Source organism: Actinomycetospora sp. CA-053990 (assembly GCF_050948445.1).
GTDB lineage: Bacteria > Actinomycetota > Actinomycetes > Mycobacteriales > Pseudonocardiaceae > Actinomycetospora > Actinomycetospora callitridis.
Map to the genome: position 1 here is coordinate 2,777,241 of NZ_CP192043.1, position 26,362 is coordinate 2,803,602.

Consider the following 26,362-nt stretch of genomic DNA (forward strand, 5'->3'; position numbering starts at 1 on the left):
CGTGGTCGTCGGACTCGATTCCTGGAACGACACGGCGACCCGGGTGGCCGTCGAGGACTTCGTCGCGCGGGTCTGCGACGAGTCCGGGCCCGACTACGTCCCGCCCGAGGGACGCGTCGTCGTCGCCGACAACGACGGCACGCTCTGGTGCGAGAAGCCCATGCCCATCCAGCTCGACTTCACCATCCGCCGGCTCGGCGAGCTGGCGGCCGACGACCCGTCGCTGGGGGAGCAGCAGCCCTACAAGGCCGCCCGTGACCAGGACCTGCACTGGTTCGGCGCGGCGATGGTCAAGCACTACCAGGGCGACGACGGCGACATGTTGCTGCTCATGGCGGCCATCCCGCGCGCCTTCGACACGGTCACGATCGAGGAGTACGACCGGACCGTCTCGGCGTTCTTCGCCGACGCGGAGCACCCGACCCTGGACATCCCGTACCGCCGGTGCGCGTTCGCCCCGATGGTCGAGCTCCTCCGGTTCCTCGAGGCGCACCGGTTCACCGTCTACATCGCCTCGGGTGGCGACCGCGACTTCATGCGCCCGATCGCCGGCGAGCTCTACGGGGTCCCGCCGGAGCGGGTCATCGGGAGCGCGCTGGGCCTCACCTACCGTGCTGGGGACGGCCGCGCCGACCTGCTCTACAAGGCCGAGATGGACTTCTTCGACGACGGCGACGAGAAGCCGATCCGGATCTGGAGCCGGATCGGGCGGCGGCCGATCCTGTCCATCGGGAACTCCAACGGGGACCTGTCGATGATGGAGTTCTCCGGCGCACCGGACGGTCCGGCGCTACGCCTGCTCGTCCTGCACGACGACGCCGAGCGGGAGTTCGACTACACCGCGGGCGCCGAGGACGTCCTCGCGCGCGCCCGGGACCAGGGGTGGACGGTGGTGAGCGTGAAGGACGACTGGACCACGGTCTTCGCGTGAGCGTGCCGACGACCATCACCGGCGACCTCGTCCGCGTCGGGGCGCAGACCTCCACCCTCGGCTCGGACGACTTCTACCCCGAGGAGGCGCCCGCGCGGCGCGTCGCCGTCGGCGCCTTCGCGATCGAGCGCCACCCCGTGACCAACGCCCAGTTCGCCGCGTTCGTGCGCGAGACGCGCTACGTCACGGTGGCCGAGCGCCCCCTCGACCCGGCCGACTTCCCCGGGGCGCCGCCGGAGAACCTGCTGCCGGGCTCGATGGTCTTCACCCCGACCGCCGGCCCCGTCGACCTGCGGCACCTCGACCAGTGGTGGACCTGGACGCCGGGCGCGCACTGGCGCCGCCCCGAGGGTCGCGGCTCGTCGCTGGCGCAGCGGGCCGACCACCCCGTCGTCCACGTGGCCCACGAGGACGCCGAGGCCTACGCCGCCTGGGCCGGCCGGGCGCTGCCGACCGAGGCCGAGTGGGAGGCCGCCGCCCGCGGCGGGCTCGACGGCGCCGCCTACACCTGGGGCGACGACCCGGAGGGGCCCGGCGAGCGGCGGGCGAACTTCTGGCACGGCGCGTTCCCCTGGCGCGCCGACCCCGGCTACGGGCGGACGTCGGCGGTCGGGTCGTTCCCCGCCAACCCCTACGGCCTGCTCGACATGGCCGGCAACGTCTGGGAGTGGACGGCGGACTGGTACGCCGAGCGGGCCGCGGCCGGCGCCCCGTGCTGCGTGCCGAGCGATCCCCGCGGCCCCGCCGTCGACACGAGCTACGACCCGCACCAGCCGCAGTTCGCCGTGCCGCGCAAGGTGGTCAAGGGCGGATCGTTCCTGTGCGCCGACAGCTACTGCCGCCGCTACCGGCCCGCCGCCCGGCGCCCGCAGATGGTCGACACCGGCATGAGCCACATCGGGTTCCGGTGCGTCGTGCGCGCCGGGCCTACGCTCGCGGCGTGAAAGCCCTGCTCCTGGAGAACATCCATCCTGTCGCCGCCGAGGCCTTCCGTGCCCAGGGTGTCGAGGTCGACGCGCGTTCGGGCGCGATGAGCGGACCCGAGCTGGCCGATGCCCTGTCCGGGGTGTCGGTGCTCGGGATCCGGTCGAACACCACGATCACCCCCGACGTGCTCGAGGCGGGCAAGGACCTGCTGGCCGTCGGCTGTTTCTGTATCGGCACCAACCAGGTCGACCTGGGTGCGGCGGCCGAGCGCGGGGTGGCGGTGTTCAACGCCCCGTTCTCCAACACCCGCAGCGTGGTGGAGCTGGTGCTCGGGGAGATCATCGCGCTGGTCCGGCGCCTGCCGGAGAAGACCCAACGGATGCACGAGGGCATCTGGGACAAGTCCGCGCGCGGCAGCCACGAGTTCCGCGGTCGCACCCTGGGCATCGTGGGGTACGGCAACATCGGGACCCAGCTGTCGAACATCGCCGAGGCGGTGGGCCTGCGGGTGATCTTCTTCGACACCGCCGACCGGCTCGCGCACGGCAACGCCCGCAAGGTCGAGTCGCTGGAGGCGCTGCTGGCCGAGGCCGACATCGTGAGCCTGCACGTGGACGGGCGGCCGGGGAACGCCGGGCTGTTCGGCGCGGAGCAGTTCGCGCTGATGAAGCCGCGCTCGATCTTCATCAACGCCTCGCGCGGCATGGTGATCGACGACGAGTCGTTGCGGGAGCACCTGCTCTCCGGTCACATCGCCGGCGCGGCCCTCGACGTGTTCCCCGTCGAGCCCAAGGCCCAGGGCGACGTCTTCGAGTCGCCCCTGCGGGGCCTCGACAATGTGATCCTGACCCCGCACGTCGGTGGCTCCACCCAGGAGGCGCAGGAGGAGATCGGTGGGTTCGTCTCCACCAAGCTGCTGCAGTTCGTCGGCACGGGCGTCACCGCCCTGTCGGTGAACCTCCCCGAGGTGGCGCTGCCGGCGGCGCCGGGCAGCTCCCGGCTGGGCTACCTGCACACCAACACCCCCGGCGTGCTGGCCGGCATCAACCAGCTGCTGCTCGACGCCGGGGTGAACGTCGTCAGCCAGGCGCTCTCGACCCGCGGTGAACGCGGCTACGTGCTCACCGACACGGAGTCGGCGATCCCCGAGGACGCGCTCGCCGAGTTGCGCCGCTCCCCGCACACCGTGTGGCTGCGCACCTGGACGTCCTGACGCCCGACCCGCGGATCGGCCGCGTGTGGGCGACGATGCTTCCCCATGAGCGACGGGGGAGCGACGACCGGATCGACGGATGAGGACACGAAGCTCGCACGCACCGTCGGCACGGTGCTGCTCTTCTTCTTCATCGTCGGGGACACGCTGGGCGCGGGCATCTACACGCTCGTCGGGACGATGGCCGAGGACGTCGGCGGCGTGCTGTGGCTGCCACTGGTGATCGCCCTGGCCGTGGCGCTCCTGACGGCCGGGACCTACGCCGAGATGATCAGCAAGTACCCGCACGCCGGGGGCGCTGCGCGGTACGCGGAGCGGGCGTACAGGACGCCGTTCCTCACCTTCCTCGTCGGCTTCTTCATGCTCTCCTCCGGGATCGTCACCGCTGCCCTGCTGGCGAACGCGTTCTCGGGTGACTACCTCGCGGCGCTGGTCGACCTGCCGGTCGTCCCGGTGACGATCGTGTTCCTGCTGCTCCTGACCGCCATCAACCTCCGCGGCGTCCGGGAGTCCCTGGCCGCCAACGCGGTCGCGACGATCATCGAGACCAGCGGGCTCGTGCTGGTGATCGTCGTCGCGGCGATCGTGTTCGGCAGCGGCGGCGGCGACCCGACGCGCGTCCTCACTCCCTCGCCGGACCAGCCGCTCCTCGTCGGTGCGTTCGCCGCCTCGGTGGTCGCGTTCTTCTCCTTCCTCGGCTTCGAGGCGGCGGCGAACATGGCCGAGGAGGTCAAGCGGCCGAGCCGGGCCTACCCCCGTGCGCTGTTCGGGGCGGTCGCCACGGCCGGCCTCGTCTACCTCCTCATCGCGCTCGGGGCCGCGATCGTGGTGGAACCGAACGTCCTGGCGACGTCCACCGGCCCGCTGCTCGAGGTGATCACCGCGTCCGGGCTGCCGATCCCCGGGTGGCTGTTCTCGCTGGTCGCGCTGGTCGCGATCGCCAACGGGGCGCTGCTCTTCATGGTCATGGCCAGCCGCGCGACCTACGGGCTCGCCGAGGCCGGCCTGCTGCCGTCGGTGTTCGGCCGCGTCGCCTCGACCCGCCGCACGCCCTGGGTGGCGATCGTCGTCGTCGGCGCGGCCACGATCGGCATGAGCTTCGTCGGCACCATCAGCACGCTCGCCGACACCACCGTGCTGCTCCTGCTGTTCGTGTTCATCTCGACGAACGTCTCGTGCCTCGTGCTCAAGCGGGACGAGGTGGCGCACGAGCACTTCCGGGTGCCCGTCGTCGTCCCGGTCCTCGCGATCATCGCCAGCGTCGTGCTCCTCACCCAGCAGTCGCTCGAGATCTGGCTGCTCGGTGGCGCCTTCGTCGTGGTGGGCACGGTGCTGTTCCTGCTCGCTCTCGTCGGCAGGCGCCGCGTGGAGCAGCAGGGAGCCCAGGACACGATGTCAGGTTCCCAGCGTCACTCCACGTAGGTCGGCGTCTGCCCGCGCAGGTGGCGCAGGGCGTGGTCGAGGCGCCGGTGCACCGAGGGGTGGACGGGCAGGGTGGCGAGGTCGTCGAGCTCCACCCACCGGGCGTCGTCGGTCTCGCGGTGGTCGGGGCGCGGTCCGGGGACCTCGCCGGGTGCGGGGACGGCGTGCAGGAGCGTCACGTGCTGCTGGCGCGCCTGGCCGGACCCGGGGTAGACGATGACGTGGGCGGGGTCGCAGAACACCCCGGCGAGCCCGCTCACGGCGATCGCCACGCCCGTCTCCTCGAGCACCTCGCGCGCGGCGGCGCCGGTGGCCGTCTCGCCGGGCTCGATCGCGCCGCCGGGCAGCTCCCAGTTGCCGGTGTCGATCCGGCGGGCCAGCAGGATCCGCCCGCCGGGATCGCGGACCACCGCGAAGGCCAGCGCCACCACCACGGTCGCCGGCGGCGGGTCGCCCCAGAACTCCACCCGGCGCGGCAGCGGCAGGCCGCGCGGCGGAGCGGGCGGCGGGGACGACCCGCCGACGGCCTCCTCGGGGGCGGCGTCGTCGTCCACGCCCGTCAGCGTCGCCGCCCCGGGTGTACGGCGGGCGTCGTCAGGGCGAACACCGTCGCGCCGGATCGGGTCGGGGTCAGGCCCGGGTATCGACGGCCGTCATCAGCAGGGTGGCGAGGTCGGCGTGCACGGCGAGCACCTGGCCGGGCACCACGTCCAGCTCGTGGAACGCGCCGGTGCGCCGGTGGACGGCGTAGAGGGCGCTGCTGCCCTGGGCGAGGACGAGGTGCTCGTCGAGCTCGCCGCCCTCGACGTCGCGGGCGACGTCGTCCAGAGCAGGGAGCACCGCGCCGTGTGTGAGGCGCCGCGCGGTGGTGCCGAACACCCGGAGCCCGTCGGCCTCGAAGCCGTCCTGGTCGCGCAGGAGGGTGAGGTGGTCGGCCGGGACGGTGGCCCCGAGGGCGGCGACGCGGCGGACGAGGGCTGCGATCTCCTCGTCCGACGCGCCGGGCAGAACGTCCTCGCCGCACTCACCGGCCAGCCGGCGCAGTGCGACGGCGACGTCGGCGACGGTCGGGGTCACGGGCGCAGGGTGACACGCGGTCCTACCCTCGCGACGTCCTCGACCCCGACCGTGAAGGCAGGCGCGCCGTGGAGATCGTCACCGCCGGGGTCCTCGCGACGGCCTACGTCGAGGACGGGCCCGCCGACGGGTGGCCGGTCGTGCTCTCCCACCGCTTCCCCTACGACGTGCACGCCTACGACGAGGTCGTGCCGCTGTTGACGGCGCGCGGCGCGCGGGTCGTGCGTCCGTACCTGCGGGGGCACGGGCCGACGCGCTTCCTGGCCGCGAGCACGCCGCGCAGCGGGCAGCAGGCCGCGCTGGGGTCCGACCTCCTGGCACTGCTCGACGCCCTGGGTCTCGATACCGCGATCCTCGCCGGCTACGACTGGGGTGGGCTCTCGTTGTGCGTCGTCGCCGCGCTCTGGCCGCACCGGGTGACCGGACTGGTGTCGCTGGCGAGCTACGACATCATCGACGTCGCCCGGTCCCCGGTCAGGTGGTCGAGCTCGAGGGGACCGCCGTCGCCTGAGGTGACGACCGGGGTGCGATCGGTGCGATCCGGGCGGCCATCGTGGGTACGCCGTCACCCGTGCCGCGGTGCGACGACGTGCCGCACGACCCCCAGGAGGACCGCATGACCGCCCCCGACGACATCGCCGAGCCCGTCGACGTCGACGACCCGTACGCCTCGGCCACCGCCGTGGCCGTGTCCGCGAGCAGCATCCCGGGCGAGTTCCTCGTGCCCGACCTCGTCGAGACGTTCACCACCGATCACCCCGAGGTGGTGGTCGACGCCGTGGTCACGGACTCGGCCGGGGTGTTCGCGGCCCTGCGCGACGGGAGCGCGGAGGTGGGGTTCGCGGGCGCCGAGCCCGACGGCGACGACCTGGACGCCGAGGTCATCGCGGCCGACGAGATCGTGCTGGCGGTGCCGCGCGGGCACGCGCTGGACTCCTCGGCGCCGGTGAGCGTGGCGCAGCTCGCCGCGACGCCGCTGGTGGAGCGCGAGGAGGGGTCCGGCACGCGGCGCTCGTTCACCGATGCCCTCGCCACCCGGGGCACCCCGCTGATCTCCGACCAGGAGTGGGTCATCCGGGACACGAACGAGGGCGTGATCGAGGCCGTGGCCGCCGGCGAGGGCGTCGGCGTCGTCAGCTCGTGGGCGCTGGAGCGTCACACCCGCAGCGACGTCCACCTCGCCCGGCTCGAAGGCGACCCGATCGAACGATGCCTCTACCTCGTGCTCCGGCGCGACGACACCCTCGGCCCGGCGGCGACGACGTTCGTCGCCCACGCCCGCGAGCAGGCCCAGGTCTGACGGTCAGGCCACGCCCTGGTCGCCACCGGCGGCCACGAGCACCGGGGGGCTCGCCGGGTCGTCGTCGGCGGGCTCGTCGAGGGCCTGCCGGTCGAGCGCCCGCTTGAGCTCGGCGAGCTGGGTGGCGGCCCGGCGGCGGCGTTCCTCGAGGGCGCCCACCGCCGTGGCGGCGGCGTCGACCCGGGTGGCCGCCTCCTGCTCGGTCGCACGGGCGCGCTCCTCCGCCCGACGGCGCCGCTCCTCGGCGTCGGCCAGCGCCGCGGCCGCCTCCGCCCGTCGCGCGGTCAGGGCGGCCTCGACGTCCTCCTCGACGCGGTGCCGGCGGGTCTGGGCGTCCTCGTCCCGTCGCCGCCGGTCGGCCGCCGCCTCGTCCTCCAGCCGTGCGACCTCGGCGCGGGTCCGCTCGAGCAGCTCCTTCTGCTCCGCGACGAGCTCGTCGTGCCGGCGCTCGAGGTCGTCGCGGGCGCGCTCGGCCTCCCGGCGCAGCGCCCGGGCCTGCTTCTCGGCCTCGGCGACGATCAACGCGGCCTGCTCGGTGGCGTGGGTCAGGCGGGCGCGGCTCCGGCCGTCGGCGTCCGAGACGATGCGATCGGCGCGCGCGAGGGCGTCCGCCTCGGTGGCCCGGGCACGGTCGCGGACCCGCTCGGCGACCGCCCCGGCGTCGGCGGCGGCCTGCTCGCGGACCTCGTCCGCCTCCTCCTGCGCGAGCCGCAGCAGGTGCTGCAGTCGGGTCGACACCCCGTCGAGGGAGAGGGGCGCGCACACCATCCGGTCGACGTCGCTCCGGGCCTCCCGGAGCTCCGCGCGGACCTGCTCCTCGGCACGCACCATCGCGTCGCGGTCGGCGGTCATCACCCGCAGGTCGGCCTGGGCGCGGTCGAGGGCCGCCTCGACCTGGTCGCGGTCGTACCCCCGGCGCACCACGTCGAAGCCGACGCCCCACCACGGGATCCGCCGGTCCTTCCCCGGGGCCTCCACCCCGTTCCCGGTCGCGCCGTCGTCCACCATCGCGTCCTCCCTGTTCGCCCCCGACACGGATGTGGTGACGAGCCTCGTCCGGGGGCCGGAGGCGGGGTAGAGCCGATGGGTGCAACCGCCGGTCACGGTCCGGGAACGACGCCGGCTAGAGCAGCTCCTCGAGGTCGGCGGCGATCTGGTCGGGCAGCACCGGGGGCTCGTAGCGACGCAGGACCCGGCCGTCGCGGCCGACGAGGAACTTGGTGAAGTTCCACGCCACCTCGCCGGGGGCGGCGTCGGGCCGCAGGCGGCTGATGGCGTCGTAGAAACCGCCGTAGCCGGGGCCGAAGTCACCGGGCGCCTCGGCGCGCAGGAACCCGAACAGCGGCGAGGCCTCGGGACCGTTGACGTCGACCTTGGCGAGCACGGGGAACGTGACGTCGTAGGTCGTCCGGCAGAACTCCTGGATCCCGGCGTCGGTGCCGGGCTCCTGGTCCATGAACTGGTTGCAGGGGAAGCCGAGGATCGTGAGCCCGCGCTCGTGGAAGCGGCGGTGGAGGGCCTCGAGGCCCTCGTACTGGGGGGTGAGCCCGCACCTGCTCGCGACGTTGACGATCAGCAGCACCCGGCCGGCGTAGGCCGCGAGCGGGGTCGCCGCGCCGTGGGTGTCCGAGACGGTGAAGTCGTGGACGGTGCTCATCGTTCTCCCGGGCTCGTCGGATCAGGGACGGGGTGGACTCGGTGCCACGGTGCTCACGCCGCATCCTCGCCGAGCAGGCGCGCGCTCGTCCGGCGGAACGCCCAGACGACGACCAGACCGGCCAGGATCGTCAGCGGGGTGCCCAGGGCGAGCTTGGCGACGGCGAGCCAGGTGGTGGAGTCGGCGAGGTAGAGCCACTCCGTCACCACGAACCGCGCCCCGAACACGGCCGCGGCGCACAGGGTCGCGATGTCGTGCCCGCGCCGCACGGTGCGGTCGGCGCGCCAGTCGTGGGTGCCGCCGTGCACGAGGTTCCAGACGACCCCGGTCAGCGGGCGGCGGGCGAGCACCGAGCCGACGGCGACGACGAAGCCGGCGAGGGCGGCCCAGATGCCGATCACGAAGAAGTCCTTCGCCGACCCGGTCCAGGCGACGACGCCCACGGCGGCGGCGAGGCCGGCGAGGCCCCCGACCGCGCTGGTCACGCGCTCCCCGCGCACCAGACGCAGCGCGGTCAGGGCCAGTCCGACGGCGACCGAGACCCCGATCGTCACCGGCAGCGGCAGGAACGTGTTCGCGGCGACGAACACGACGACGGGCACCGAGGAGTAGACGAACCCCCTCGGGCCGCCCATCTGGTCGAGGACGGTGGGCGTCGTCGAGGACGCCGGCGCGGCGGCCGGCAGTGGGTCGGTCGGGATCTCGTGGTCGCGGTGCTGCGGTGTCACGGTCATCTGGTCCTCCCGGTGGCGTGTGCCGATCCAGGACACGCCGTGCCGTCACGGCACACTCAAGGCGCTGTGACCGGCAGCACGAGCGCAGGCGATCAGACGGTCGTCCGGCGCTCGCTGTCCAGGTCGGCCATCGCGGACGCCGGGTACCGCTCGCCGGCGACGGCGCCGCGCGGGATCAGCGCGGCGAGCTCTTCGGCCTCCGCGGCGGACAGGGCGACGGGCTCGAGCATCGTCGTCACCTGCGCGACCCGCCGTGCGCCGACCACCGGCACGATGTCGTCGCCGCGCGCCGCCACCCACGCGAGGGCCAGCTGCGCGACCGTGACACCCCGGCGCTCGGCCGACTCCGCCAGCCGCGCCACCAGGGCCTCGTTGTGCTGGCGGTTGCCGTCGGCGAAGCGGGGCGTGATGCGACGGCCGCCCTCGAGCGTGCCGCTGCCGCCGATGAGGCCGCGCGAGAGGACCCCGTAGGCGGTGATCCCCACGCCGAGCTCGCGACAGGTCGGCAGGATCTCGTCCTCGAGGTCGCGCTGGAGCAGGGAGTACTCGATCTGCAGGTCGCTGACCGGGGTCACCGCGGCCGCCCGCCGGATCGTCGCCGCCCCGACCTCGGAGAGCCCGACGTGGCGCACCCAGCCCTGCTCGACGAGCTCGGCGATCGCGCCGACGGTGTCCTCGATGGGCACGGCCGGATCGAGACGGGCGGGCCGGTAGACGTCGACGTGGTCGACGCCGAGGCGCTGCAGCGAGTAGGTGAGGAAGTTGCGCAGCGATGCGGGGTGGGCGTCGACGCCCTGCAGCGTGCCGTCGGGCCCGCGCCGGGCGCCGAACTTCACCGAGAGCACGACGTCGTCGCGGTCTCGGTCCCGCAGCGCGCGGCCGATCAGCGCCTCGTTGTGGCCGCTGCCGTAGAAGTCGGCGGTGTCGATCAGGGTGCCGCCGGCGTCGAGGTAGGCGTGGATCACGCGGACGCCCTCGTCGTCGTCGACGGCGCCGTACGCGCCGGAGAGGCCCATGGCGCCGAGGCCGGGCGAGGTGACCTGCGGGCCGGTGCGGCCGAGGCGGCGGAGACCAGGGGAGGGCGTCGTCATGGCTCCACCGTGCGTCGCAGAATACCGGACGGGCAGGGTCGACCCATCCAGGGAGCGGTCGACCCTGGCTGGGGACGCCCCGGGCGCCGATGCTGGGGGACGTGATCGACCGCGCCGGGCTCGCCGACTTCCTGCGTCGCCGCCGCGAGCTCCTCCGCCCGGCCGACGTGGGGCTGCCGCCGGGGCGCGGCGCCGCACGCCGGGCCTGCGCCGGGAGGAGGTCGCGGCGCTCGCCGGGGTCTCGGCGGACTACTACACGCGCCTCGAGCAGGCCCGCGGGCCGCACCCGTCCGCGTCCGTCGTGGCAGCGGTCGCCCGGGCGCTGCGCTGCGAGGTCGACGAGCGCGACCACCTGTTCCACCTCGCGGGCCTCACCCCGCCGCCACGCCGGGCCGGCCGGCACATCCCCCCGGGCCTGATGCGCCTCGTCGACCACCTCACCGAGGTGCCCGTGCTGGTGCTCAGCGACCTCACCGAGGTCCTCTGGCAGAACCGGCTCGCCGACGCCCTGACCGGCCCGCTCGCGCCGGAACCGGGGCGCGCCAACAACGGGGCGTGGCGCTGGTTCACCGACCCGGTCCTGCGCGAGATGTGCCCGCCGGAGGACCGGGCGGGCCTGTCCGCGTCGCACGTGCGCGACCTGCGAGCGGTGTGGTCGCGACGGGGCGGGGACGCGGACGTGACCTCGCTGGTGACCGACCTCCGCGCGGCGAGCGCCGAGTTCGCGACACTGTGGGAGCGCCACGAGGTCGCCGAGCGCCGGGCCGACCGCAAGCGGTTCCACCACCCCGAGGTCGGCCTCGTCGCGGTGACCTGCGAGGTCCTGCTCACCCCGGAGTCCGACCTCGCGCTGCTCGTGCTCTTCCCCACCGAGGGCACCGACGCGCGGGAGAAGTTCGACCTGCTGCGCGTCATCGGCACCCAGGAGCTGCACCCGACCCGGCCCTGATCCGCGTCCTCCGTCGCGGACGCGACCGCGAGAGGATGTCGGCGTGGCCCCGGGATCGTCGTACCTGGATCGCACGCCGGCGCCGGCTCTCGCGGGCCTCGCGTCGTCGGTGTGGATCCAGCGGGTCGGTGCGGAGCCGATCGCGCAGCGGTCCGTGCCCCACGGCGGGGCCGAGGTGCTCTGCGTCCTCGGCGACGAGCCGCGGCTGCTCGGACCCCTGACGGCGGCGAGGTACCGGCAGCTCCCGGCCGGTGGCACCGTGGTCGGGGTCCGGCTGCGTCCGGGCGTGCTCGGAGGGCTGCTCCCCGGGATGCCGGCCGACGAACTGGCCGACGAGGACGTGTCGGGCGCAGAGGTGTGGCGGGACCTCGCCCGCCTGACGGACGTGCTCGGGGACGCCCCCTCACCGCACGCCGCGCTCGACCGGCTGCAGGCCCTCCTCGCCCGCTCGATCGGTGAGCCGGACCCGGTGGTGGGCGAGGCCGTGCGGCACCTGATGCCGTGGCGTGGCGGAACCGCGGTGCTCCCGGACCTGCTGCCGGTCTCGGAACGCCAGCTGCGGCGTCGCTGCCGTGCCGCGATCGGGATGGGGCCGAAGGAGCTCCAGCGCACCTTGCGCTTCCACGGTTTCACCGCCCGCGTGCAGGCAGCGGTCGACGCGGGCGCACCGGGGGACCTCGCGCTCTGGGCGGTCGAGGCGGGCTACCACGACCAGGCGCACCTCACGCGGGAGTGCCGCAGGCTCGCGGGCGTGACGCCCGCGGAGTTCCTCGCGCAGTACCGCGCGGCGTGCGGTGGCGCCGACGACCACGACCACGCCGCCGCCTACCGGCCGATGCTGGGGCGCGATGGCCGTTCCGTACAAGAGCGGACGGCGCCACCGACCTAGCGTCCTGACCATGATCCTCGTGACCGGCGGCCTGGGTTCGATCGGGTCGCACACCGCACGGGCGCTGCTCGACCTCGGGGAGTCGGTCGTGCTCACGTCCCACCGCTCCACCCGGGTGCCCGACTTCCTCGCCGACGAGCCGGACGACCGGGTGATCGTCGAACCGCTGGACACCACGAACGGGGAGGCCTTCCTCGACCTCGGGACGCGGCACCGGATCACCGGGATCGTGCACCTCGCCGCTGCGCCACACGACTCGCCCGACCCCGTCGCCTACCTGCGCGCCGAGAGCACCGCGCTGCTCAACGCGCTGGCCGCCGCGACGGCCTGGGGCGTGCGGCGGTTCGCGGTGGCCAGCACGATCGCGGTGTACCTCGGGGTGGACGGCTCCCCGTGGCGCGAGGACACGCCGCTCCCGGTGATCGCTCCGCACCAGATCCCGGTGTTCAAGAAGGCCGCCGAGCTCTTCAGCAGCCTCGCCGCCGCGCACGCCGGGTTCGACGTCGTCAATCTGCGCATCGGCACCATCTGGGGCCCTCTCGGGCTGCCCGACTCGCCGTTCTTCGCGCTCCCGCGGCTGCTGAGCGCCGCGGTGCGCGGGGAGGACCCGGACCTGACACCACCGCGCCCGCCCGCACACGCCGACGACGCCACCGACCTCTGCTACGTGAAGGACTGCGGCCGGGCCGTCGCGCTGCTGATGCTCGCCGATCGGCTGGAGCACAGCGTCTACAACGTCTCGAGCGGACGGCTCGTGCGGTACGACGAGGTCGTCGCCGCGATCAACACTGCCGTCCCGGGCGCGGACCTCGCCCTTCCGGCGGGCCACAGCACGGGGCGTCCGCCCGAGGGCCACCTGGACATCACCCGGCTGCAGCGCGACACCGGATTCGTCCCCGAGTACGACGTGGAGCGCGCCGTACCGGACTACGTCGCCTGGCTGCGGAACCACGAGGCGTGAGGAGCGGGAGATGGCACGAGTCGTGATCCAGGCCGTGGTGTCGGTGGACGGGTTCATCGCCCTCCCCGACGACACCGTCGGCCCCCTGTTCGACTGGTACTTCAACGGCGACACCACGGTGACCGCGCGGCCGAGCGGCTGGACGTTCCCGGTCTCGCGAGCGTCCTCCGAGTACCTCCAGCCGTTCTGGGACGCCATCGCCGTCACCGTGATCGGCCGCCACCTGTTCGACACGACGAACGGGTGGGACGGCAAGCCCGCCGCCGGCGACCACCTGGTGGTCGTCACCCACCGGCCCCTGCCCGAGGACTGGCTGGCGGCCCACCCGGGCGCCCCGTTCCACGTCGCCGACTCGGTGGAGGCCGGCCTGGCGCTGGCGAAGGAGCTCGCGGGGGACGGGCTCGTCGCCGTCACCGCCGGCGACCTCGGGGGCCAGGCGTTCTCCGCGGGCGTCGTCGACGAGGTCGCCATGGACGTCGCCCCGGTGGTGCTCGGCGAGGGGGTCCGCTTCTTCGGCTCCCACACCGGCACCGTGCTGCTGGACGACGCCGACCGGATCGTCCAGGGCGACCGTGTCCTGCACCTGCACTACACCGTCGCGAGAGGCCCCGGGCACTAGGCCGTTCCGACGTGCCCGCTCGACGACACGCGCGCAGATGCCACCTGCGACTCTTGATCGTCCTCGGCGGCCCGCGCTGTGGTGACGACCCCCGGAGCCACCGTGAACCCTCCTCGCGACGCCGTCGAATCCCCCGGCGCCGCCGGGTGACCGTCAGCGGTTCCCTGCGGGACGTGCTCGCCGACGTGCTCGATCTGACGAGCGAGGTCGTGGTCGCGGCCGCCGTCCTGGCCGCACGACGAGTCGACTTCCCGGAGTCGACCGCCCTGTCGTGGCACGAACCCGACGAGGACGACACGCCGGGCTGAACACCCGGACGGCGTCGGTGCGCCTCGACGTCCCGGCGCCCTCGCTGTGGTCCCATCCGCCGCACGGGCTGCCTCAGCGCGTGACGAATCGACTACTGCGGGCACCGCTGCCCGAGTGAGGAGCAACCGCTCGTGATCATCCTCGGTGTCATCCTGATCATCCTGGGCTACGTGCTCAGCATCCCGATCCTCTACACGATCGGCATCATCCTGGCCGTCGTCGGCCTGATCCTGACGATCCTGGGTGCGGTGGGACGCGGCGTCGGAGGCCGCAAGACGTACTTCTGACCCCGGTCCGCCCGCCGGGCGCCGACGGTCTGCCGGCGCCCGGCGCGGAACGCTCCCCGGCGGGGTCCGTCAGCGCGGCGCGACCTTGCGGGCGCCGCGCTGGGCGGCCGCAGTGCCGCGGGACGCGCCGCGCCCGACGAGGGACAGGCCGCCCGCAGCCACCACGCCGACCACGCGGCCGGCGACGCGCACCGGGTTGAGCGCCTTCGCGAGCTGGTCGAGCGGCGCGGCGGCCGACTCCGTGACGGCGTGGATCTGCTTGCCGACGCGGTCGGCGGCCGTCTCGGCCTGCTCGCCCACGCCCGCACCGATGGTGGCGGCGCGGTCGGCGCCCGACACGAGCTGGTCACCGGCCTCGCGGGCGGTGGCGTCCACGCGGGCGGCGGCACGGCGGCCCGCGGCGCGGGTCTCGCCGGCGACCTCACGACCGGTGCGGTCGATCTGGTCGGTGATCTGCGCGCCGGCGGTCTCCGCGATGGTCGCGGCGTCGTCGGCGGCGGCCTCGAGGCTCTTCTCGCCACGGCTCACGGCGTCGACCTGCTCGCCGATCCCGGAGGCGGCGGCGTCGGCGGTGGCCCCGGCGTGCTCGGCCCCGGTACGGGTGTGGCCGGCCACCTTCTTCGCGGTCACCGACGCGTCGTCGGCGACGTCCTCGGCGGTGTCGGACACCTCGGCCGCGGCGGCCGAAGCGGTCGTGCGCGCGCCTTCGCCCGCCGCGCTCGCGGCGAGGGCGGCCGCGGTGCGAGCCGTGTCCTGGGCGTCCGACGCGACGGTGCGGGACTCCCGGACCTTCCCGTCGGTGCCGTGCACGACGACCTCGCCGCCGCCGTCGTTGGCGACGATCTCCACGGCCCGCTTCACGGCCTCCGCCTGCGTCGGGGTCTTGGCGCTCGGACGCTGGGCGTCGGGCTTCTCGACGGCCCAGCCGTCGTCGGTGGGCTTGACGTGACGATCGGACACAGCGGGCTCCTCAAGCAGGGGTACGACATCGGACTGCCCCGAGGACGAACGGGTAGGCCTGTTCGTCACCGGATCACCTGGTGACCCTGGACTCACCGTGCGTCGTCGCGGTCGCTCTGCGGTCGCTCTGGGGTCGCTCTCCGGCCGATCGATGGTGAGATGGCGACCGTCCCCCGCCCCGCACGGACCGCCCCGGGAGGCGCGCGTGGAATCCGCGATCGACACCCACCTGCAGTGTCCGCGCACGTTGTCGCGGCGGGCGGGGGAGGACTACCGGCCGCCGTTCCCGGTGTGGGTCGCGCGCGGCGCCGAGGACCTCACGCAGGTGGTGATGGGCTACTTCGGCGTGCAGTACCGCGGCGAGGAGCACCGGGACGAGGCGCTCGCGGCCCTGCGCCACCTCGTCGACGGCTTCGGGCTGGACGACGGCCCGGGCGCCTGGGACACGACCCACCACGAGGACGCGGCCGGCTACGACAACCTCGTCGCGGTCGGCTACTGGCGCGATCCCGACACCTACGGGCGCTGGCTCGCGCGGCCCGAGGTCGCCGGGTGGTGGGACTCGGACGACCGGCTCACCGCGAACGTCGGGTTCTTCCGCGAGATCGCCTCCCCGCGGGTCGACCAGTTCGAGACGCTCTACCCGTTCACCGACCGCCTCCCCGGCGTCGGCGGGGTGATGGACGGCGTCAGCGACGAGGTCGAGGAGCACGCCTACTGGGGCTCGATGCGCGACCGCATCCCGCTCTCCCAGACCGACCGGATGCGTCCGGCGGGAGAGCTGTCGGCGGAGGGCGACCCGGCGCGCGGCGGCCGGGTGATCGTCCGGGGCCACGACAACGTCGCCCTGATCCGCTCCGGCCAGGAATGGCCGGACGCCGACCCGGACGAGCGGGAGCTGTACCTGACCGAGATCGAGCCGGCCCTGCGGGCGGCCATGGACTTCCTGCGTGACCGCGGGCACCGGCTCGGCTGCTACAGCAACCGCTACGTCCGCGGCATCGACCTCGACGGTGTGCCGATCGACAAGACCTACGCCATCTCCCACTGGCGCTCGCTCGACCGGCTCGAGCAGTGGGCCGAGACCCACCCCAGCCACCTGCGGGTCTTCGTCGCGTTCGTCAGCACGGCGAAACGGCTCCCGACCCTGCGGCTCTACCACGAGGTGTCGGTGTTCGACGCGGGCGAGCAGTACTACGAGTACGTCAACTGCCACCCCGCCACCGGCCTGCTCCGCGACGCCGTGGCGGCACCCGGGACCTGAGCCGGTCGCTACCGCCGGTAGGCGTCCCGGAAGGCCGGCACGGCGTCCGCCCCGCTCACCGCGTCGGGGCTGATCACCTCTTCGACCGGACGGCCGCGCAGCACCTGCTTGACCGGCCGTTCGAGCTTCTTGCCGGTCAGGGTCCGCGGCACGGCCGGGACGGCCGCGATGAGGTCCGGGACGTGGCGCGGGGACAGGTGGCGACGCAGCCCGCTCGCGATCCGGGACCGCAGGTCGTCGTCCAGCTCCGCGCCGGGAACGAGGGCGACGAACAGCAGCAGCTCGCCTGATCCGCCCTCGTCGTCCTCGAGGTGCACGACCAGGGAGTCGGCCACCTCCGCCATGTCCTCGACGACGTCGTAGAACTCGGCCGTGCCCAGCCGCACGCCGCCGCGGTTCAGCGTCGCGTCCGACCGCCCGGTGATCACGCAGCTGCCGCGGTCGGTGAACCGCACCCAGTCCCCGTGCCGCCAGACGCCCGGGTAGGTGTCGAAGTAGGCCTCGCGGTAGCGCTCGCCGTCCGGGTCGTTCCAGAACCCGACCGGCATCGACGGCATCGGCGCCCGCACCACGAGCTCGCCCAGCTGCCCGACCACCGGGTGGCCGTCGTCGTCGAACGCGGCGACGTCGTGGCCGATGCCCGGCCCGGACATCTCCCCGCGGTAGACGGGCTGCCAGGTCCCGCCGCCGACGAAGCCGCTGCACACGTCGGTGCCGCCGCTGAACGGGTTGAGGATGACGTCGGGCCCGAGGTGCTCGTAGACCCAGTCGAACGCCTCCGGCGGCAGCGGCGCGCCGGTGGTCCCCAGCTGGCGGAGCTCGGGCCACCGCGGCGGGACGACGCCCTCCTTGCGGCAGGCCGTGAGGTAGCCGGGGCTGGCGCCGAGCAGCGCCACGCCCGTCTCGGCCGCGAGCCGCCACTGCGCCTCGAGGTCCGGCCAGAGCGGGTTGCCGTCGAGCAGCACGACGGCGCCGCGGTGCAGCAGCACCGAGATGGTGATGTTCCACATCGCCCAGGCGGTGGTGGTGAACCACAGCGTCCGGTCGCCGGGGCGGATGTCGAAGTGCAGGCCGAACAGCCGCAGGTGCTCGAGCAGGATGCCGCCGTGGCCGTGGACGATCGCCTTCGGCAGCCCGGTGGTGCCCGAGGAGAACAGCACGTAGAGCGGGTGGTCGAACGGGACCTCGTCGAAGGACAGCTCCCCGGGCTCGGCGAGCAGCTCGTCCCACGCCATCGCGTCGGGCACCGGGTGCGGCCCGTAGTCCAGCCCGACGACGTGACGGACGCTCGGCAGCCCCTCGCGGATCGTGGCCAGCTCGTCGCGCTGGTCGATCTCCTTGGTGCCGTACCGGTACGACGCGACGGCGAGCAGCACCGTCGGCTCGAGCTGGCCGAGTCGGTCGACGACGCTGCGAGCGCCGAACTCCGGCGCGCACGCCGCCCAGACGGCTCCGAGGCTCGCGGCGGCCAGGAACACCACGATCGTCTCGGGAACGTGCGGCAGGTACCCGACGACCCGGTCGCCCCGGCCGACGCCGAGGCGCTGCAGGCCGGCGCGGGCGCGTCCCACCTGGTCGCGCAGCTCGCCGAACGTGAGCTCCCGCGGCCCGCGCGTCTGGGAGCGGGCGATGATCGCGGTGCGGTCGGTGTCGGCGTCGGTGCCCATCATGTGCGCGGCGTAGTTGACACGGGCTCCCGGGAACCACCGCGCGCCCGGCATCGACGACGAGCCGAGCACCCGCTCGTAGCTCCCCGGCACCCCGTAGTGATCCCAGATCGACGCCCAGAACGCCTCGGGCTCGGCCACCGACCAGCGCCAGAGGTCCCGGTGGTCGTCGAACTGCAGGCCGCGCGTCGACGACAGGTGCTCGAGGTAGGCCCCGAGCCCGGTCCCGTCCACCGGGCCCGCCGGTCGCATCAGCGTCGGTCCCCCGGGAGCGCCCATGCTCGGAGATGGTGCCGTGGTGGGTGCGTCACCGCGAGGGTCGCGCGCGGTCCCGGAGCTGGGCCGCGATCGACCAGCGATCGATCAGCGAGGTCACCGCGGCGATGCGGCCCTCGTCGAAGCGGTAGAAGACGTGCTCCGCGAAGGAGACCGGCTCGCCGTCCGGCGTGAACCCGAGGAACGTGTCGGTGGGCGTGCACCGGAAGACGAGGCGGCACGCCACCCGGTCCCCGGAGACGACCACGAGGTGCGGGTCGAACACGAGGTCGGGGACGGCGGCGATGTCGGCGGCGATCATGTCGCGGTACCCGCGACCGGTGATCTCCTCGTCGTTGTAGGTCAGTCGCTCGTGGACGAGGTGCACGAGGTCGTCGAGGCGCCGTTCGTTGAGGACGGCCAGGTAGGCGAGGTAGCGGGCCTCGAGATCGTCGTTCATCGTGTCGGCTCCATCGCTCTCACGAGCAGCGGACGGTACCGATCACTGGCGAGGCGCTCGGCGTCGAGGTCGGCGCGCGTGAACCAGGCGATGCGGTCGTGCTCCTCGGGGGCGGTGTTGGTGGGCACCCCGACCCACGCCCGCACGGTGAACAGGGTCAGCTCGACGCGCGGGTCGCCGGTGTCCACGGGGACCTCCGTCGCCTCCAGGAGCCGGACGCCGAGCTCCTCGCGGCACTCGCGGTCCACCGCGGCCCGCGCCGTCTCGTCGGGGCCGACGTGCCCTCCGGGGAGGTCCCAGACGTCGGGGTACCACCGGCGGTCCGGTCGACGGTGGCACAGCAGGACGCCCCGGTGGTCCACGAGCGCCGCGGCGACCACCACGTGTCGCTCGCCCTCCGGGGTCATCGCGGACCCGCGGACCGGGCCACCGTCAGGGCCCAGGCCACGAACGCCGTGTTGCCGACCAGGCGCAGCGTCACCCCGGTGGGGCGCTCGATCCAGCGCGCGCGATCCCGTCGCGTCCGCACCGCGGCGTCGACGTGGGTGACGAGGAAGACCGCGATGAGGCCGGCGGCACCCTGCGCGCCCCGCCGCCGGGTCGCGGGGTGGAGCAGGGCCCCGCTGACGGCCAGCTCGGCGACACCCGAGACGGCGACGACGGGGCGTGCCCACGCGGCCATCCACGGGGGGACGACGGGGTGGAGGACGGTCGGCGCCGCGAAGTGTGCGACGCCGGCCGCCGCGAAGATCGCCGCCAGCGTGTCGGTGTCCCGGGGCCGCGGGCCGCGCGTCATGACCGGGACGCCGCGAGGACCCGGGACCGGTCGTCCGGCTCCCGCAGCCACGACACGCTGACCGCCAGGATCCACACGACGAGCAGCCCGAGCGGCGCGGCGATCCCGCCGAGGACGCCGTTGCCGGAGTTCCACGGGCCCGTCAGCGTGCCGACCCCGCCGACCGCGCCCACGTTGGCGACCACCCCGACGAGCGCGAGCCACCCCGACCACCGGGGCAGGACGGCGGAGGAGAACGCCACGACCGTGACCGCCACGAAGAACGCGACCCCGGCGAACGCGGCCGGCGCGGCGAGCACGAACCCGCCCACGTGCAGGGCGTACGCGCTCGCCGGGTCGACGCCGGCGACCAGGCCGGCGGCCAGGACCAGGCCGATCGCGACGTTCAACGCCGTCGTGAACATCCACGCCGCGCCGACGGCCGTCCAGGACCACGCGCGGACGCGGACGTCGGTGGCGAGCCGTTCCGCGAGCGCGCCCAGGAAGACGAGCAGGAAGAGGTAGCCGACGCTCACCGAGAGCGCCACGACCTGCATCGTCGCCAGGTCGGTGGACCAGTAGCCGACCACCGTGCCCGCGGACCGCAGGTCGGGGAACCGCGGGACCGCCACCGCCATCGGTGCCCAGCACAGGCAGAGCAGGACGCCCGCCCACGGTCCCCAGCGCACGCGCCCGGTCATCGCCCGCACCCCGGCGCGAGGAACCGGGCGAGGCGCTCGGGGTCGGCGTGCAGCATCGTCGATCGCACGACCACCCCGTCGCGGACCTCGTAGATCCCGACCTCGTCCTCGTCGAGCCGCAGGCCCCGGGTCCCGTCGACGGCCCGGTGCCGGAACACCGCCACGACCCGCCCGTCGTCGGTCTCGCCGACGCTCGCCCCGAGCGGCTCCCGCCGATCCCGGTACGGACCCCACGCCCGGACGAACGCCTCGGCGTGGTCCCGGGCCCCGCGCCGGCCCCGGTACACCCCTCCGTACGGCAACGACGGCGCCTCGCGGATCTCGATCCCGTCGCCGTAGCAGTCGAGCAGCGCCGGCAGGTCCCCGGCCTCCACGGCCGCGAAGAGCCGGCGCACCACGTCCGATCGCTCCGACACCGTGGACCTCCCTCGTCGCGCGACCGCTGTAGTAGACCAGATCGTCTAATAAAACGGCACCCCTCCGACCGGAGTCCTCACGCCTGCGCCAGGGCGGCCCGCACCGCGCGACCGAGGGGCGCACGGAGCTCCGGGGGCGGCGGGCGGCGGGCGAGGAGATGACGGCGGATCGCCCCCAGGGGGAGGTCGACGACGGCGAGGACCGTCTGCTCGACCGCCGCGCGGGTCGCCCGGCCGTGGAGTCGGGTCGTGAGGTCCTCCAGCGCGCGCTCGAGCGGGGCGTTCACCGTCGCCAGTTGCCGCGCGAGCTCCTCGTCGCGCCGGTGCCGCCCGACGTCCTGCTGTCGGAGGAGGATCAGCAGGGCCGCGTCGTCGGGCTCGTCGCGGGCGAAGTCGTAGAGGCTCAGGGCGGCCGCGACCCCGACGGTCGTGGCGTCGTCGCCCTCCAGCGCGGCGAGGAAGCGGGCCTGCGAGGCGCGGACCGCGCGCAGCCACATCGTGGCCAGCAGGTCGTCCACCGTCCCGAAACGGTGGTAGATCGACCCCTTCGGCGCCCCGCTCGCCACGACGATGCGGTCGACCGTCGCGGCGCGCAGGCCCTCGCCGAGCACCAGCTCCCGGGCGGCGTCCAGGATGCCGCCCGCCGGATGACGTTCCGCGCGGCCCACCCGGCGCAGTGAACCAGAGTCAGTACAGGAGCTTGCGGTAGTTCTCCGGCGCGTAGCGGCTCTCGAGCTCGTCGAGCGAGGAGTCGGGGCTGGTCCGGTGCGCGATCTCGGCGACGCTCGGGAGGTCGACGGCCGGCCACGCGTCCGGGTCCCAGAGGTGGGAGCGCATGAGGGCCTTGGGGCAGTGGAAGAAGACCTCGTCGACGGTGACCTCGGTGAGGATGCGCGGGCGGTGCCCGCGGATCTCGAACGCCTCGGCCTCGTCGGGGTCCAGCAGGAGTCGCGCGCGCCCGTTCACCCGCAGGGTGTCGCCGCGGCGCGGGACGAGGAACAGCAGCGCCACGTGGGGGTCGTCGAGCAGGTTGATCATCCCGTCGACCCGGCGGTTGCCGGGGCGGTCGGGCAGCAGCACGGTCCGGTCGTCGGCCACGAGCACGGCACCCGCCGGGTCGCCCTTGGGGGAGACGTCCAGCGAGCCGTCCGCGCCCGTGGTGGCCAGGAAGTGCAGGGTCGAGCAGGCGATGAAGGCGCGGTCGACGTCGTCCAACGTCGCGCGGACCTTGGTCCGCGCGCGGGCGATCGGCTCGCCGACGACCGCCCGCAACTGCTCGAGACTGGTGATCTGCGTACCGCCGCGCGTCCCCGACCCCGTCATCCTCCCGACGGTAGTGACCCGTCCCCGCGATCCGCGAGCACGACCGGCGACCCCGGCGCCGGCGTGAAGAGCTGCCGCCGGACGGCCTTGCGCACGTCGGAGCGCGTGCGTGTCCCGTGGTCGGCGGCGATGAGCCGGTCGGCGATCGCCACCGAGAAGGCGATCAGGCAGCGGGCCTCGAGGTCCTCGTCGTCGGCGCAGACCGGCCGCAGCAGCGTGCGGAGGTAGGCGATCCGGACGTCGTCGACGCGTCGCAGGCGCTCGGCGACCGCGGTGTCCCGGCGGGCCCAGTCCCGCACCGCGAGGTCGATGGGCCGCAGCTCGGGGCTGAAGGTGAGCTCGGCGGCCCGGCGCGCCCGGTCCATGGCGTCGCCACCCTCGTGCTCGACCTGCTCGAGGACGCGCTCGGTGCTCCGGGACTCCCAGGTGTCGAGCACCTCGTCCAGCAGGGCGCGCCGGTCGGCGAAGTAGCCGTAGAAGCCGCCCTTGCTGACGCCCAGCGCCCGCGCCAGCGACTCGATCTGGACCGCGTCCGGGCCGCCCGCGGCCAGCGCCTGCAGCCCCTCGTCGATCCACCGGTGCCGGGCCGTGCGGGCCACCGCCATGAATCGCCCTCTCCGTCGGACTCACTTCTATACGGCACCGTACACATGCTGGTAGCGTCCCGAGCTCGGTATACGGCGTCGTATAGACGGGGTCACCATGAGCATCACGACGCGCCACGGCCTGCGGATGCCGCCGGGCCAGCGCCCGGTCGAGGGCTTCCCGAGGTTCGGCACTCATCTCCACCACCCGCCCCCGGAGGTCCCTCCCGACCACGCGATCGAGGTCGGCGGGGCGGTGAGCGCCACGGTGTCGTTGACGTCGGCCGACCTCGCCCGGCTCCCGCGCTGCGAGATCCGCGCGGATCTCCACTGCGTCGCCGGGTGGTCGGCGGTCGACCTCCGGTGGGAGGGGGTGGCTTTCGAGACCGTCTTCCGGGAGGTCATCGAGCCGGTGCTCGACCGGAGCGCCCCGGTGACCCACGTGGCCTTCGTGGGACTGGACGGCCACCGGTCGGTCGCGACCCTCGAGGATGCCCTGGCCGCGAACGTCCTCATCGCCGAGAACCTCGACGGCCGGCCGCTCGACGCCGACCACGGCGCGCCGGCCCGGCTCGTGAGCCCGAGCCAGTACGGCTTCATGAGCACGAAGCACCTGAGCCGCATCGAGATGCGCACCACCGGACGCACGGGCGCGCCCCGGTCCCTGGGGGATCGGCTGCTCGAGGAGCACCCGCGCGCCCGGGTCTGGGAGGAGGAGCGCCACGGCAGCCTCCCGGGGCAGGCGGTGCGGCCGATCTACCGGTTGCTGATCCCGCCGATCCGGTACCTGAGCTCTCTGGGTCGGAGCACTCCTGCGGAGTAGCCCCGCCGACCGCCCGTGACGATCACCACCGTGCCGTTCGCGGCCCGCCGCGTGTCCCACCTCCGGAACGGAGCCGAGTCCAGGAGGAGTGGGCACGATGATCACGAAGAACGTCGTCGCCGGGTTCGTGACGGCCACCGTCGCGCTCGGCGCCTCCGTCACCGTCGGCGAGCGCACGGCGTTCGCGGTCCTGCTCGGGCTCACCTGCGTGGGGCTGGCGATCGGTCGCTGGCGCGGGCAGGCGGCGCGGGCCTCGACCGTCGCGCACCGCCCCGTGGCGGCGCCGAGGTGTCGCCCCGTGTGATCGACGCGCTCGCCGGGGAAGCCCGCCCCATGACGCGGAGACAGCGGGGAACGGGTGCGGCCACACCGCGGGCGGGATCACGGCCCCGCGTGATCGTGGTCGGCGGTGGGTTCGCCGGCTACAACGCGGCCCGCTCCCTGGCGCGCACGACGGGCGACGCAGTGGAGATCGTCCTGGTCAGCCCGACCAACTACTTCCTCTACCTGCCGCTGCTCCCCGAGGTGGCGAGCGGCGTCCTCGAACCCCGGCGGATCTCGGTGTCGCTGGACGACACGCTGCCGGCCCCGGTGACGCTCGCCCAGGGCGAGGTCGACGAGCTCGATCTCGCGCAGCGCACGGTGCGGTGGATGGACCCGGAGGGCCGGCACCACACCACGACCTACGACCGCCTCGTCCTGGCCGTCGGCAGCGTCCACAAGCTCATGCCGATCCCCGGGCTCAGCGAGTTCGCCCACGGCTTCCGTGGCATCCCCGAGGCGCTCTACACACGCGACCACCTGATCCGCCAGATCGCGCTCGCCGCCGGCAGCGACGACCCCGACGAGCGCCGTGCCCGGTGCACCTTCGTCGTCGTCGGCGCGGGCTACACCGGCACCGAGGTCACCGCCCAGGGCCAGCTGTTCACCCGCGACCTGGCCCGCGCTCGCGGGCTGGACGAGGACGACGTGCGCTGGGTGCTCGTCAGCCGGGGCCAGGTGCTCGCCGGTCTCGATCGGCACCTCTCCGCGACCGCCGACCGGGTCCTGCGCGAGCGCGGGGTCGAGGTGCGCACCGGTGAGACCGTCGAGCAGGTGACCTCCGACGGGGTCCGGCTGGACAACGGCGAGCACGTGCCGACGCGCACCCTGATGTGGTGTGTCGGTGTCCGCCCCGACCCGCTGATCGAGGACGTCGGCCTCGAGCTCGCCGAGGGACGGGTCGTCGTGGACCCCACCCTGACGGTGCCCGGGCACCTCGAGGTGTTCGCGTGCGGCGACGCCGCGGCCGTGCCCGATCCCGGCAGGCCCGGGCAGTTCACCGCGATGACCGCCCAGCACGCCGAGCGCCAGGGCCGGCTGGCCGGCCGCAACGTCGCGGCGTCCCTCGGCCGCGGCCGGACCCGGCGCTACCGCCACCGCGACCTCGGGTTCCTCGTCGACCTCGGCAGCACCGACGCCGCGGCGAACCCGCTGCACCTGCGGCTCTCCGGGCTGCCCGCCAAGACGATCACCCGCGGCTACCACCTGCTGTCGATGCCCGGCAACAGGCTGCGCACCGCGGCGGACTGGGTGCTCGACGCCGTCCTGCCGCGGCAGTCGACCCAGCTGGGCCTGGTCCGCTCGGTCTCGGTGCCCCTCGACACCTCGTCGCCCGAGGTGCCGCACCATCCGCAGATGGCCTTCCCGCCCGAGCGGTCGAGCCGCGACGCGGCGTCCGGCTGAGACCCGTATCGGGTCCCGGACGCGACTCAGGTCGCGAGCACGTCCGGGAAGCCGAACATCACGACGAGCCCGGGGTCGTGGAACTTGACCACCCGGGAGACGCCGCCGGCCGTGGGGACCAGGACCACCACGCCGTCGGCCCTCGGGGTGCCGTCGGGATCCCGGCGGTACACCGCCGCGGCGGGGTGCCCGTTGGCCGTCGTGGCGATCATCCGCCAGTCGCCCGGCGTCCCGAGCACGTAGGTGTCGAGCACGTGGAGGCACATCGCCCGGCCCGACTGCCAGTCGCGGAACGGCGTCGCCTCGAGGGTGGCGTCGGTGCGCAGCACCTGTTCGAGCAGGCGGGCATCGGAGTGCTCGAAGGCCGCGATGTACCCGTCGAGCAGGGCGCGGGCCCGCCGGTCGGTCGGTGGGAGCAGTCCGATCGGCTCCTGCTCGACCTCGTCCAGCCGCGCGCGGGCGCGCTGGAGCCCGCTCTTGACCGCGGCGGTGGTGGTCTCCAGGACCTCGGCGGTCTCGGCCGCGGAGAACGCCAGCACGTCACGCAGGAGGAGGATCGCGCGCTGGCGGGCGGGGAGGTGCTGCAGGCCGGCGACGAGCGCCAACCGCACCGTCTCGCGGGCGACCACCACCGCGGCGGGATCGTCGGCCGGTGGGGCGATCCACGCGTCCGGCAGCGGTTCCAGCCACGAGACCTCGTCCGGCGGGACGGGACCGGGCGGGCCCGTGGTGCCGTCGTACGGCCCGGTCAGGCCGGACGGCAGCATCCGGGGGCGGGCCGCCGAGGCCGACAGGCAGACGTTGGTGGCGATCCGGTAGAGCCAGGTGCGGAGCGACGACCGGGCCTCGAACCCGGAGTAGGACCGCCATGCCCGCAGGTAGGTCTCCTGCACCAGGTCCTCGGCGTCGTGGGCCGAGCCGACCATGCGGTAGCAGTGCGCCAGCAGTTCCCGGCGGAACTGCTCGGTCTCCTGCCCGAATCGATCGTCGCCGAACCGATCGTCCGTGCGCAGCTGCGACGCCACCTCGCGAGGGTACGGGGG

The 26,362-nt window shown here is 74.2% G+C and carries 33 protein-coding genes and 1 pseudogene; 17 read left to right on the top strand and 17 right to left on the bottom strand.

The window, feature by feature from the left end:
* Window position 1 precedes the first annotated feature (1 nt).
* Genes ACQPYN_RS14220 through ACQPYN_RS14235 form a run of 4 tightly spaced genes read left to right on the top strand, consistent with a single transcriptional unit; the run spans window position 2 to window position 4,493 of the window.
* Entirely contained in the window at window positions 2-931 is a 930-nt protein-coding gene (locus tag ACQPYN_RS14220; protein ID WP_433037895.1) for a haloacid dehalogenase-like hydrolase, read from the top strand.
* Window positions 928-1,875, top strand: coding sequence for a formylglycine-generating enzyme family protein (locus tag ACQPYN_RS14225; protein ID WP_433037897.1), 948 nt, complete (start codon window positions 928-930; stop codon window positions 1,873-1,875). Before ACQPYN_RS14220 ends, ACQPYN_RS14225 begins: the two co-directional genes overlap by 4 nt.
* Window positions 1,872-3,071: a phosphoglycerate dehydrogenase gene (serA, locus tag ACQPYN_RS14230; protein ID WP_433037899.1), complete on the top strand. Its 1,200-nt coding sequence runs from the start codon at window positions 1,872-1,874 to the stop codon at window positions 3,069-3,071. The genes ACQPYN_RS14225 and serA overlap by 4 nt, the downstream gene beginning before the upstream one ends.
* A 45-nt stretch (window positions 3,072-3,116) precedes the next feature.
* Window positions 3,117-4,493 (top strand): APC family permease, encoded by a 1,377-nt coding sequence (locus ACQPYN_RS14235; RefSeq protein WP_433037901.1) that lies wholly within the window; start codon window positions 3,117-3,119, stop codon window positions 4,491-4,493.
* Here the strand turns inward: ACQPYN_RS14235 and ACQPYN_RS14240 are convergent.
* Together ACQPYN_RS14240 and ACQPYN_RS14245 are read right to left on the bottom strand one after the other, a co-directional pair.
* Window positions 4,481-5,047, bottom strand: coding sequence for an NUDIX hydrolase (locus tag ACQPYN_RS14240; RefSeq protein WP_433037902.1), 567 nt, complete (start codon window positions 5,045-5,047; stop codon window positions 4,481-4,483). The two genes, ACQPYN_RS14235 and ACQPYN_RS14240, sit on opposite strands and share 13 nt — an antisense overlap.
* Before the next feature lie 76 nt (window positions 5,048-5,123).
* Window positions 5,124-5,570 (bottom strand): hypothetical protein, encoded by a 447-nt coding sequence (locus ACQPYN_RS14245; protein ID WP_433037903.1) that lies wholly within the window; start codon window positions 5,568-5,570, stop codon window positions 5,124-5,126.
* Between the two features lie 68 nt (window positions 5,571-5,638).
* On the opposite strand from ACQPYN_RS14245, the gene ACQPYN_RS14250 reads away from it, so the two are divergent.
* On the top strand, window positions 5,639-6,190 hold the full coding sequence (locus tag ACQPYN_RS14250; RefSeq protein WP_433037905.1) for an alpha/beta fold hydrolase: 552 nt from the start codon (window positions 5,639-5,641) through the stop codon (window positions 6,188-6,190).
* On the top strand, window positions 6,187-6,870 hold the full coding sequence (locus tag ACQPYN_RS14255) for a LysR substrate-binding domain-containing protein (RefSeq protein ID WP_433037907.1): 684 nt from the start codon (window positions 6,187-6,189) through the stop codon (window positions 6,868-6,870). Before ACQPYN_RS14250 ends, ACQPYN_RS14255 begins: the two co-directional genes overlap by 4 nt.
* 3 nt (window positions 6,871-6,873) lie before the next feature.
* Here the strand turns inward: ACQPYN_RS14255 and ACQPYN_RS14260 are convergent, their stop codons facing one another.
* The 4 genes from ACQPYN_RS14260 to ACQPYN_RS14275 form a co-directional block, all read right to left on the bottom strand.
* Window positions 6,874-7,878 carry a DivIVA domain-containing protein gene (locus tag ACQPYN_RS14260; protein ID WP_433037909.1) on the bottom strand — a complete coding sequence of 335 codons (1,005 nt, stop codon included), beginning with the start codon at window positions 7,876-7,878 and terminating at the stop codon, window positions 6,874-6,876.
* Window positions 7,879-7,993: 115 nt separating this feature from the next.
* Window positions 7,994-8,527, bottom strand: coding sequence for a glutathione peroxidase (locus ACQPYN_RS14265; RefSeq protein ID WP_433037911.1), 534 nt, complete (start codon window positions 8,525-8,527; stop codon window positions 7,994-7,996).
* Window positions 8,528-8,580: 53 nt separating this feature from the next.
* The gene (locus tag ACQPYN_RS14270) at window positions 8,581-9,261 is read right to left on the bottom strand and encodes a DUF3159 domain-containing protein (RefSeq protein WP_433037913.1); all 681 of its coding nucleotides are present in this window, start codon (window positions 9,259-9,261) and stop codon (window positions 8,581-8,583) included.
* A gap of 92 nt (window positions 9,262-9,353) precedes the next feature.
* On the bottom strand, window positions 9,354-10,352 hold the full coding sequence (locus ACQPYN_RS14275; RefSeq protein WP_433037915.1) for an aldo/keto reductase: 999 nt from the start codon (window positions 10,350-10,352) through the stop codon (window positions 9,354-9,356).
* Between ACQPYN_RS14275 and ACQPYN_RS14280 the strand changes: the two are divergent.
* The 7 genes and pseudogenes from ACQPYN_RS14280 to ACQPYN_RS14310 all read left to right on the top strand — a co-directional run.
* A pseudogene (locus ACQPYN_RS14280) lies at window positions 10,351-10,647 on the top strand (helix-turn-helix domain-containing protein); the annotation flags it as partial. The gene ACQPYN_RS14275 and the pseudogene ACQPYN_RS14280 sit on opposite strands and share 2 nt — an antisense overlap.
* Window positions 10,648-10,653: 6 nt before the next feature.
* Complete coding sequence (locus ACQPYN_RS14285; protein ID WP_433038885.1) at window positions 10,654-11,301, top strand: transcriptional regulator; 648 nt, start codon at window positions 10,654-10,656, stop codon at window positions 11,299-11,301.
* 43 nt (window positions 11,302-11,344) lie between these two features.
* Window positions 11,345-12,190, top strand: a complete 846-nt coding sequence (locus tag ACQPYN_RS14290; protein WP_433037917.1) for a helix-turn-helix domain-containing protein — start codon at window positions 11,345-11,347, stop codon at window positions 12,188-12,190.
* Window positions 12,191-12,200: 10 nt separating this feature from the next.
* Window positions 12,201-13,151: an NAD-dependent epimerase/dehydratase family protein gene (locus ACQPYN_RS14295; RefSeq protein WP_433037919.1), complete on the top strand. Its 951-nt coding sequence runs from the start codon at window positions 12,201-12,203 to the stop codon at window positions 13,149-13,151.
* A 10-nt stretch (window positions 13,152-13,161) separates the two neighbouring features.
* Window positions 13,162-13,770 (top strand): dihydrofolate reductase family protein, encoded by a 609-nt coding sequence (locus ACQPYN_RS14300; protein ID WP_433037921.1) that lies wholly within the window; start codon window positions 13,162-13,164, stop codon window positions 13,768-13,770.
* 146 nt (window positions 13,771-13,916) lie between these two features.
* Window positions 13,917-14,078: a hypothetical protein gene (locus ACQPYN_RS14305; protein ID WP_433037923.1), complete on the top strand. Its 162-nt coding sequence runs from the start codon at window positions 13,917-13,919 to the stop codon at window positions 14,076-14,078.
* A gap of 132 nt (window positions 14,079-14,210) precedes the next feature.
* The gene (locus tag ACQPYN_RS14310; RefSeq protein ID WP_274187030.1) at window positions 14,211-14,366 is read left to right on the top strand and encodes a DUF6131 family protein; all 156 of its coding nucleotides are present in this window, start codon (window positions 14,211-14,213) and stop codon (window positions 14,364-14,366) included.
* A gap of 69 nt (window positions 14,367-14,435) precedes the next feature.
* Here the strand turns inward: ACQPYN_RS14310 and ACQPYN_RS14315 are convergent, their stop codons facing one another.
* A complete protein-coding gene (locus tag ACQPYN_RS14315) occupies window positions 14,436-15,326 on the bottom strand; it encodes a DUF2188 domain-containing protein (RefSeq protein WP_433037925.1) in 891 nt (296 codons plus the stop codon).
* A 205-nt stretch (window positions 15,327-15,531) separates the two neighbouring features.
* On the opposite strand from ACQPYN_RS14315, the gene oxdA reads away from it, so the two are divergent.
* Window positions 15,532-16,590, top strand: a complete 1,059-nt coding sequence (oxdA, locus tag ACQPYN_RS14320) for an aliphatic aldoxime dehydratase (RefSeq protein WP_433037927.1) — start codon at window positions 15,532-15,534, stop codon at window positions 16,588-16,590.
* A gap of 8 nt (window positions 16,591-16,598) precedes the next feature.
* Here oxdA and ACQPYN_RS14325 read toward each other — a convergent pair whose 3' ends face one another.
* The 9 genes from ACQPYN_RS14325 to ACQPYN_RS14365 all read right to left on the bottom strand — a co-directional run bounded on the left by ACQPYN_RS14325 (window position 16,599) and on the right by ACQPYN_RS14365 (window position 22,792).
* Window positions 16,599-18,536 carry an acetoacetate--CoA ligase gene (locus ACQPYN_RS14325; RefSeq protein WP_433037929.1) on the bottom strand — a complete coding sequence of 646 codons (1,938 nt, stop codon included), beginning with the start codon at window positions 18,534-18,536 and terminating at the stop codon, window positions 16,599-16,601.
* A 28-nt stretch (window positions 18,537-18,564) separates the two neighbouring features.
* On the bottom strand, window positions 18,565-18,972 hold the full coding sequence (locus ACQPYN_RS14330; RefSeq protein WP_433037931.1) for an ester cyclase: 408 nt from the start codon (window positions 18,970-18,972) through the stop codon (window positions 18,565-18,567).
* The gene (locus tag ACQPYN_RS14335) at window positions 18,969-19,379 is read right to left on the bottom strand and encodes an NUDIX domain-containing protein (RefSeq protein WP_433037933.1); all 411 of its coding nucleotides are present in this window, start codon (window positions 19,377-19,379) and stop codon (window positions 18,969-18,971) included. Before ACQPYN_RS14335 ends, ACQPYN_RS14330 begins: the two co-directional genes overlap by 4 nt.
* Window positions 19,376-19,768, bottom strand: coding sequence for a hypothetical protein (locus ACQPYN_RS14340; RefSeq protein ID WP_433037935.1), 393 nt, complete (start codon window positions 19,766-19,768; stop codon window positions 19,376-19,378). The genes ACQPYN_RS14335 and ACQPYN_RS14340 overlap by 4 nt, the downstream gene beginning before the upstream one ends.
* Window positions 19,765-20,448, bottom strand: a complete 684-nt coding sequence (locus ACQPYN_RS14345) for a hypothetical protein (protein ID WP_433037937.1) — start codon at window positions 20,446-20,448, stop codon at window positions 19,765-19,767. The genes ACQPYN_RS14340 and ACQPYN_RS14345 overlap by 4 nt, the downstream gene beginning before the upstream one ends.
* Window positions 20,445-20,864 (bottom strand): nuclear transport factor 2 family protein, encoded by a 420-nt coding sequence (locus ACQPYN_RS14350; protein WP_433037939.1) that lies wholly within the window; start codon window positions 20,862-20,864, stop codon window positions 20,445-20,447. The genes ACQPYN_RS14345 and ACQPYN_RS14350 overlap by 4 nt, the downstream gene beginning before the upstream one ends.
* A gap of 77 nt (window positions 20,865-20,941) precedes the next feature.
* Window positions 20,942-21,532, bottom strand: a complete 591-nt coding sequence (locus tag ACQPYN_RS14355) for a TetR/AcrR family transcriptional regulator (protein ID WP_433037941.1) — start codon at window positions 21,530-21,532, stop codon at window positions 20,942-20,944.
* A gap of 19 nt (window positions 21,533-21,551) precedes the next feature.
* Window positions 21,552-22,187, bottom strand: a complete 636-nt coding sequence (locus ACQPYN_RS14360; protein ID WP_433037943.1) for an MSMEG_1061 family FMN-dependent PPOX-type flavoprotein — start codon at window positions 22,185-22,187, stop codon at window positions 21,552-21,554.
* Window positions 22,184-22,792: a TetR/AcrR family transcriptional regulator gene (locus tag ACQPYN_RS14365; RefSeq protein ID WP_433037945.1), complete on the bottom strand. Its 609-nt coding sequence runs from the start codon at window positions 22,790-22,792 to the stop codon at window positions 22,184-22,186. Before ACQPYN_RS14365 ends, ACQPYN_RS14360 begins: the two co-directional genes overlap by 4 nt.
* Before the next feature lie 97 nt (window positions 22,793-22,889).
* Here ACQPYN_RS14365 and ACQPYN_RS14370 point away from each other — a divergent pair, with 97 nt between their 5' ends.
* The 3 genes from ACQPYN_RS14370 to ACQPYN_RS14380 all read left to right on the top strand — a co-directional run bounded on the left by ACQPYN_RS14370 (window position 22,890) and on the right by ACQPYN_RS14380 (window position 25,319).
* Entirely contained in the window at window positions 22,890-23,594 is a 705-nt protein-coding gene (locus tag ACQPYN_RS14370; RefSeq protein ID WP_433037947.1) for a molybdopterin-dependent oxidoreductase, read from the top strand.
* Window positions 23,595-23,691: 97 nt separating this feature from the next.
* Window positions 23,692-23,898 (top strand): hypothetical protein, encoded by a 207-nt coding sequence (locus ACQPYN_RS14375; protein WP_433037949.1) that lies wholly within the window; start codon window positions 23,692-23,694, stop codon window positions 23,896-23,898.
* A 29-nt stretch (window positions 23,899-23,927) separates the two neighbouring features.
* A complete protein-coding gene (locus ACQPYN_RS14380; RefSeq protein WP_433037951.1) occupies window positions 23,928-25,319 on the top strand; it encodes an NAD(P)/FAD-dependent oxidoreductase in 1,392 nt (463 codons plus the stop codon).
* A 26-nt stretch (window positions 25,320-25,345) separates the two neighbouring features.
* Here ACQPYN_RS14380 and ACQPYN_RS14385 read toward each other — a convergent pair whose 3' ends face one another.
* The gene (locus tag ACQPYN_RS14385) at window positions 25,346-26,344 is read right to left on the bottom strand and encodes an RNA polymerase subunit sigma-70 (protein ID WP_433037953.1); all 999 of its coding nucleotides are present in this window, start codon (window positions 26,342-26,344) and stop codon (window positions 25,346-25,348) included.
* Window positions 26,345-26,362: the final 18 nt, after the last annotated feature.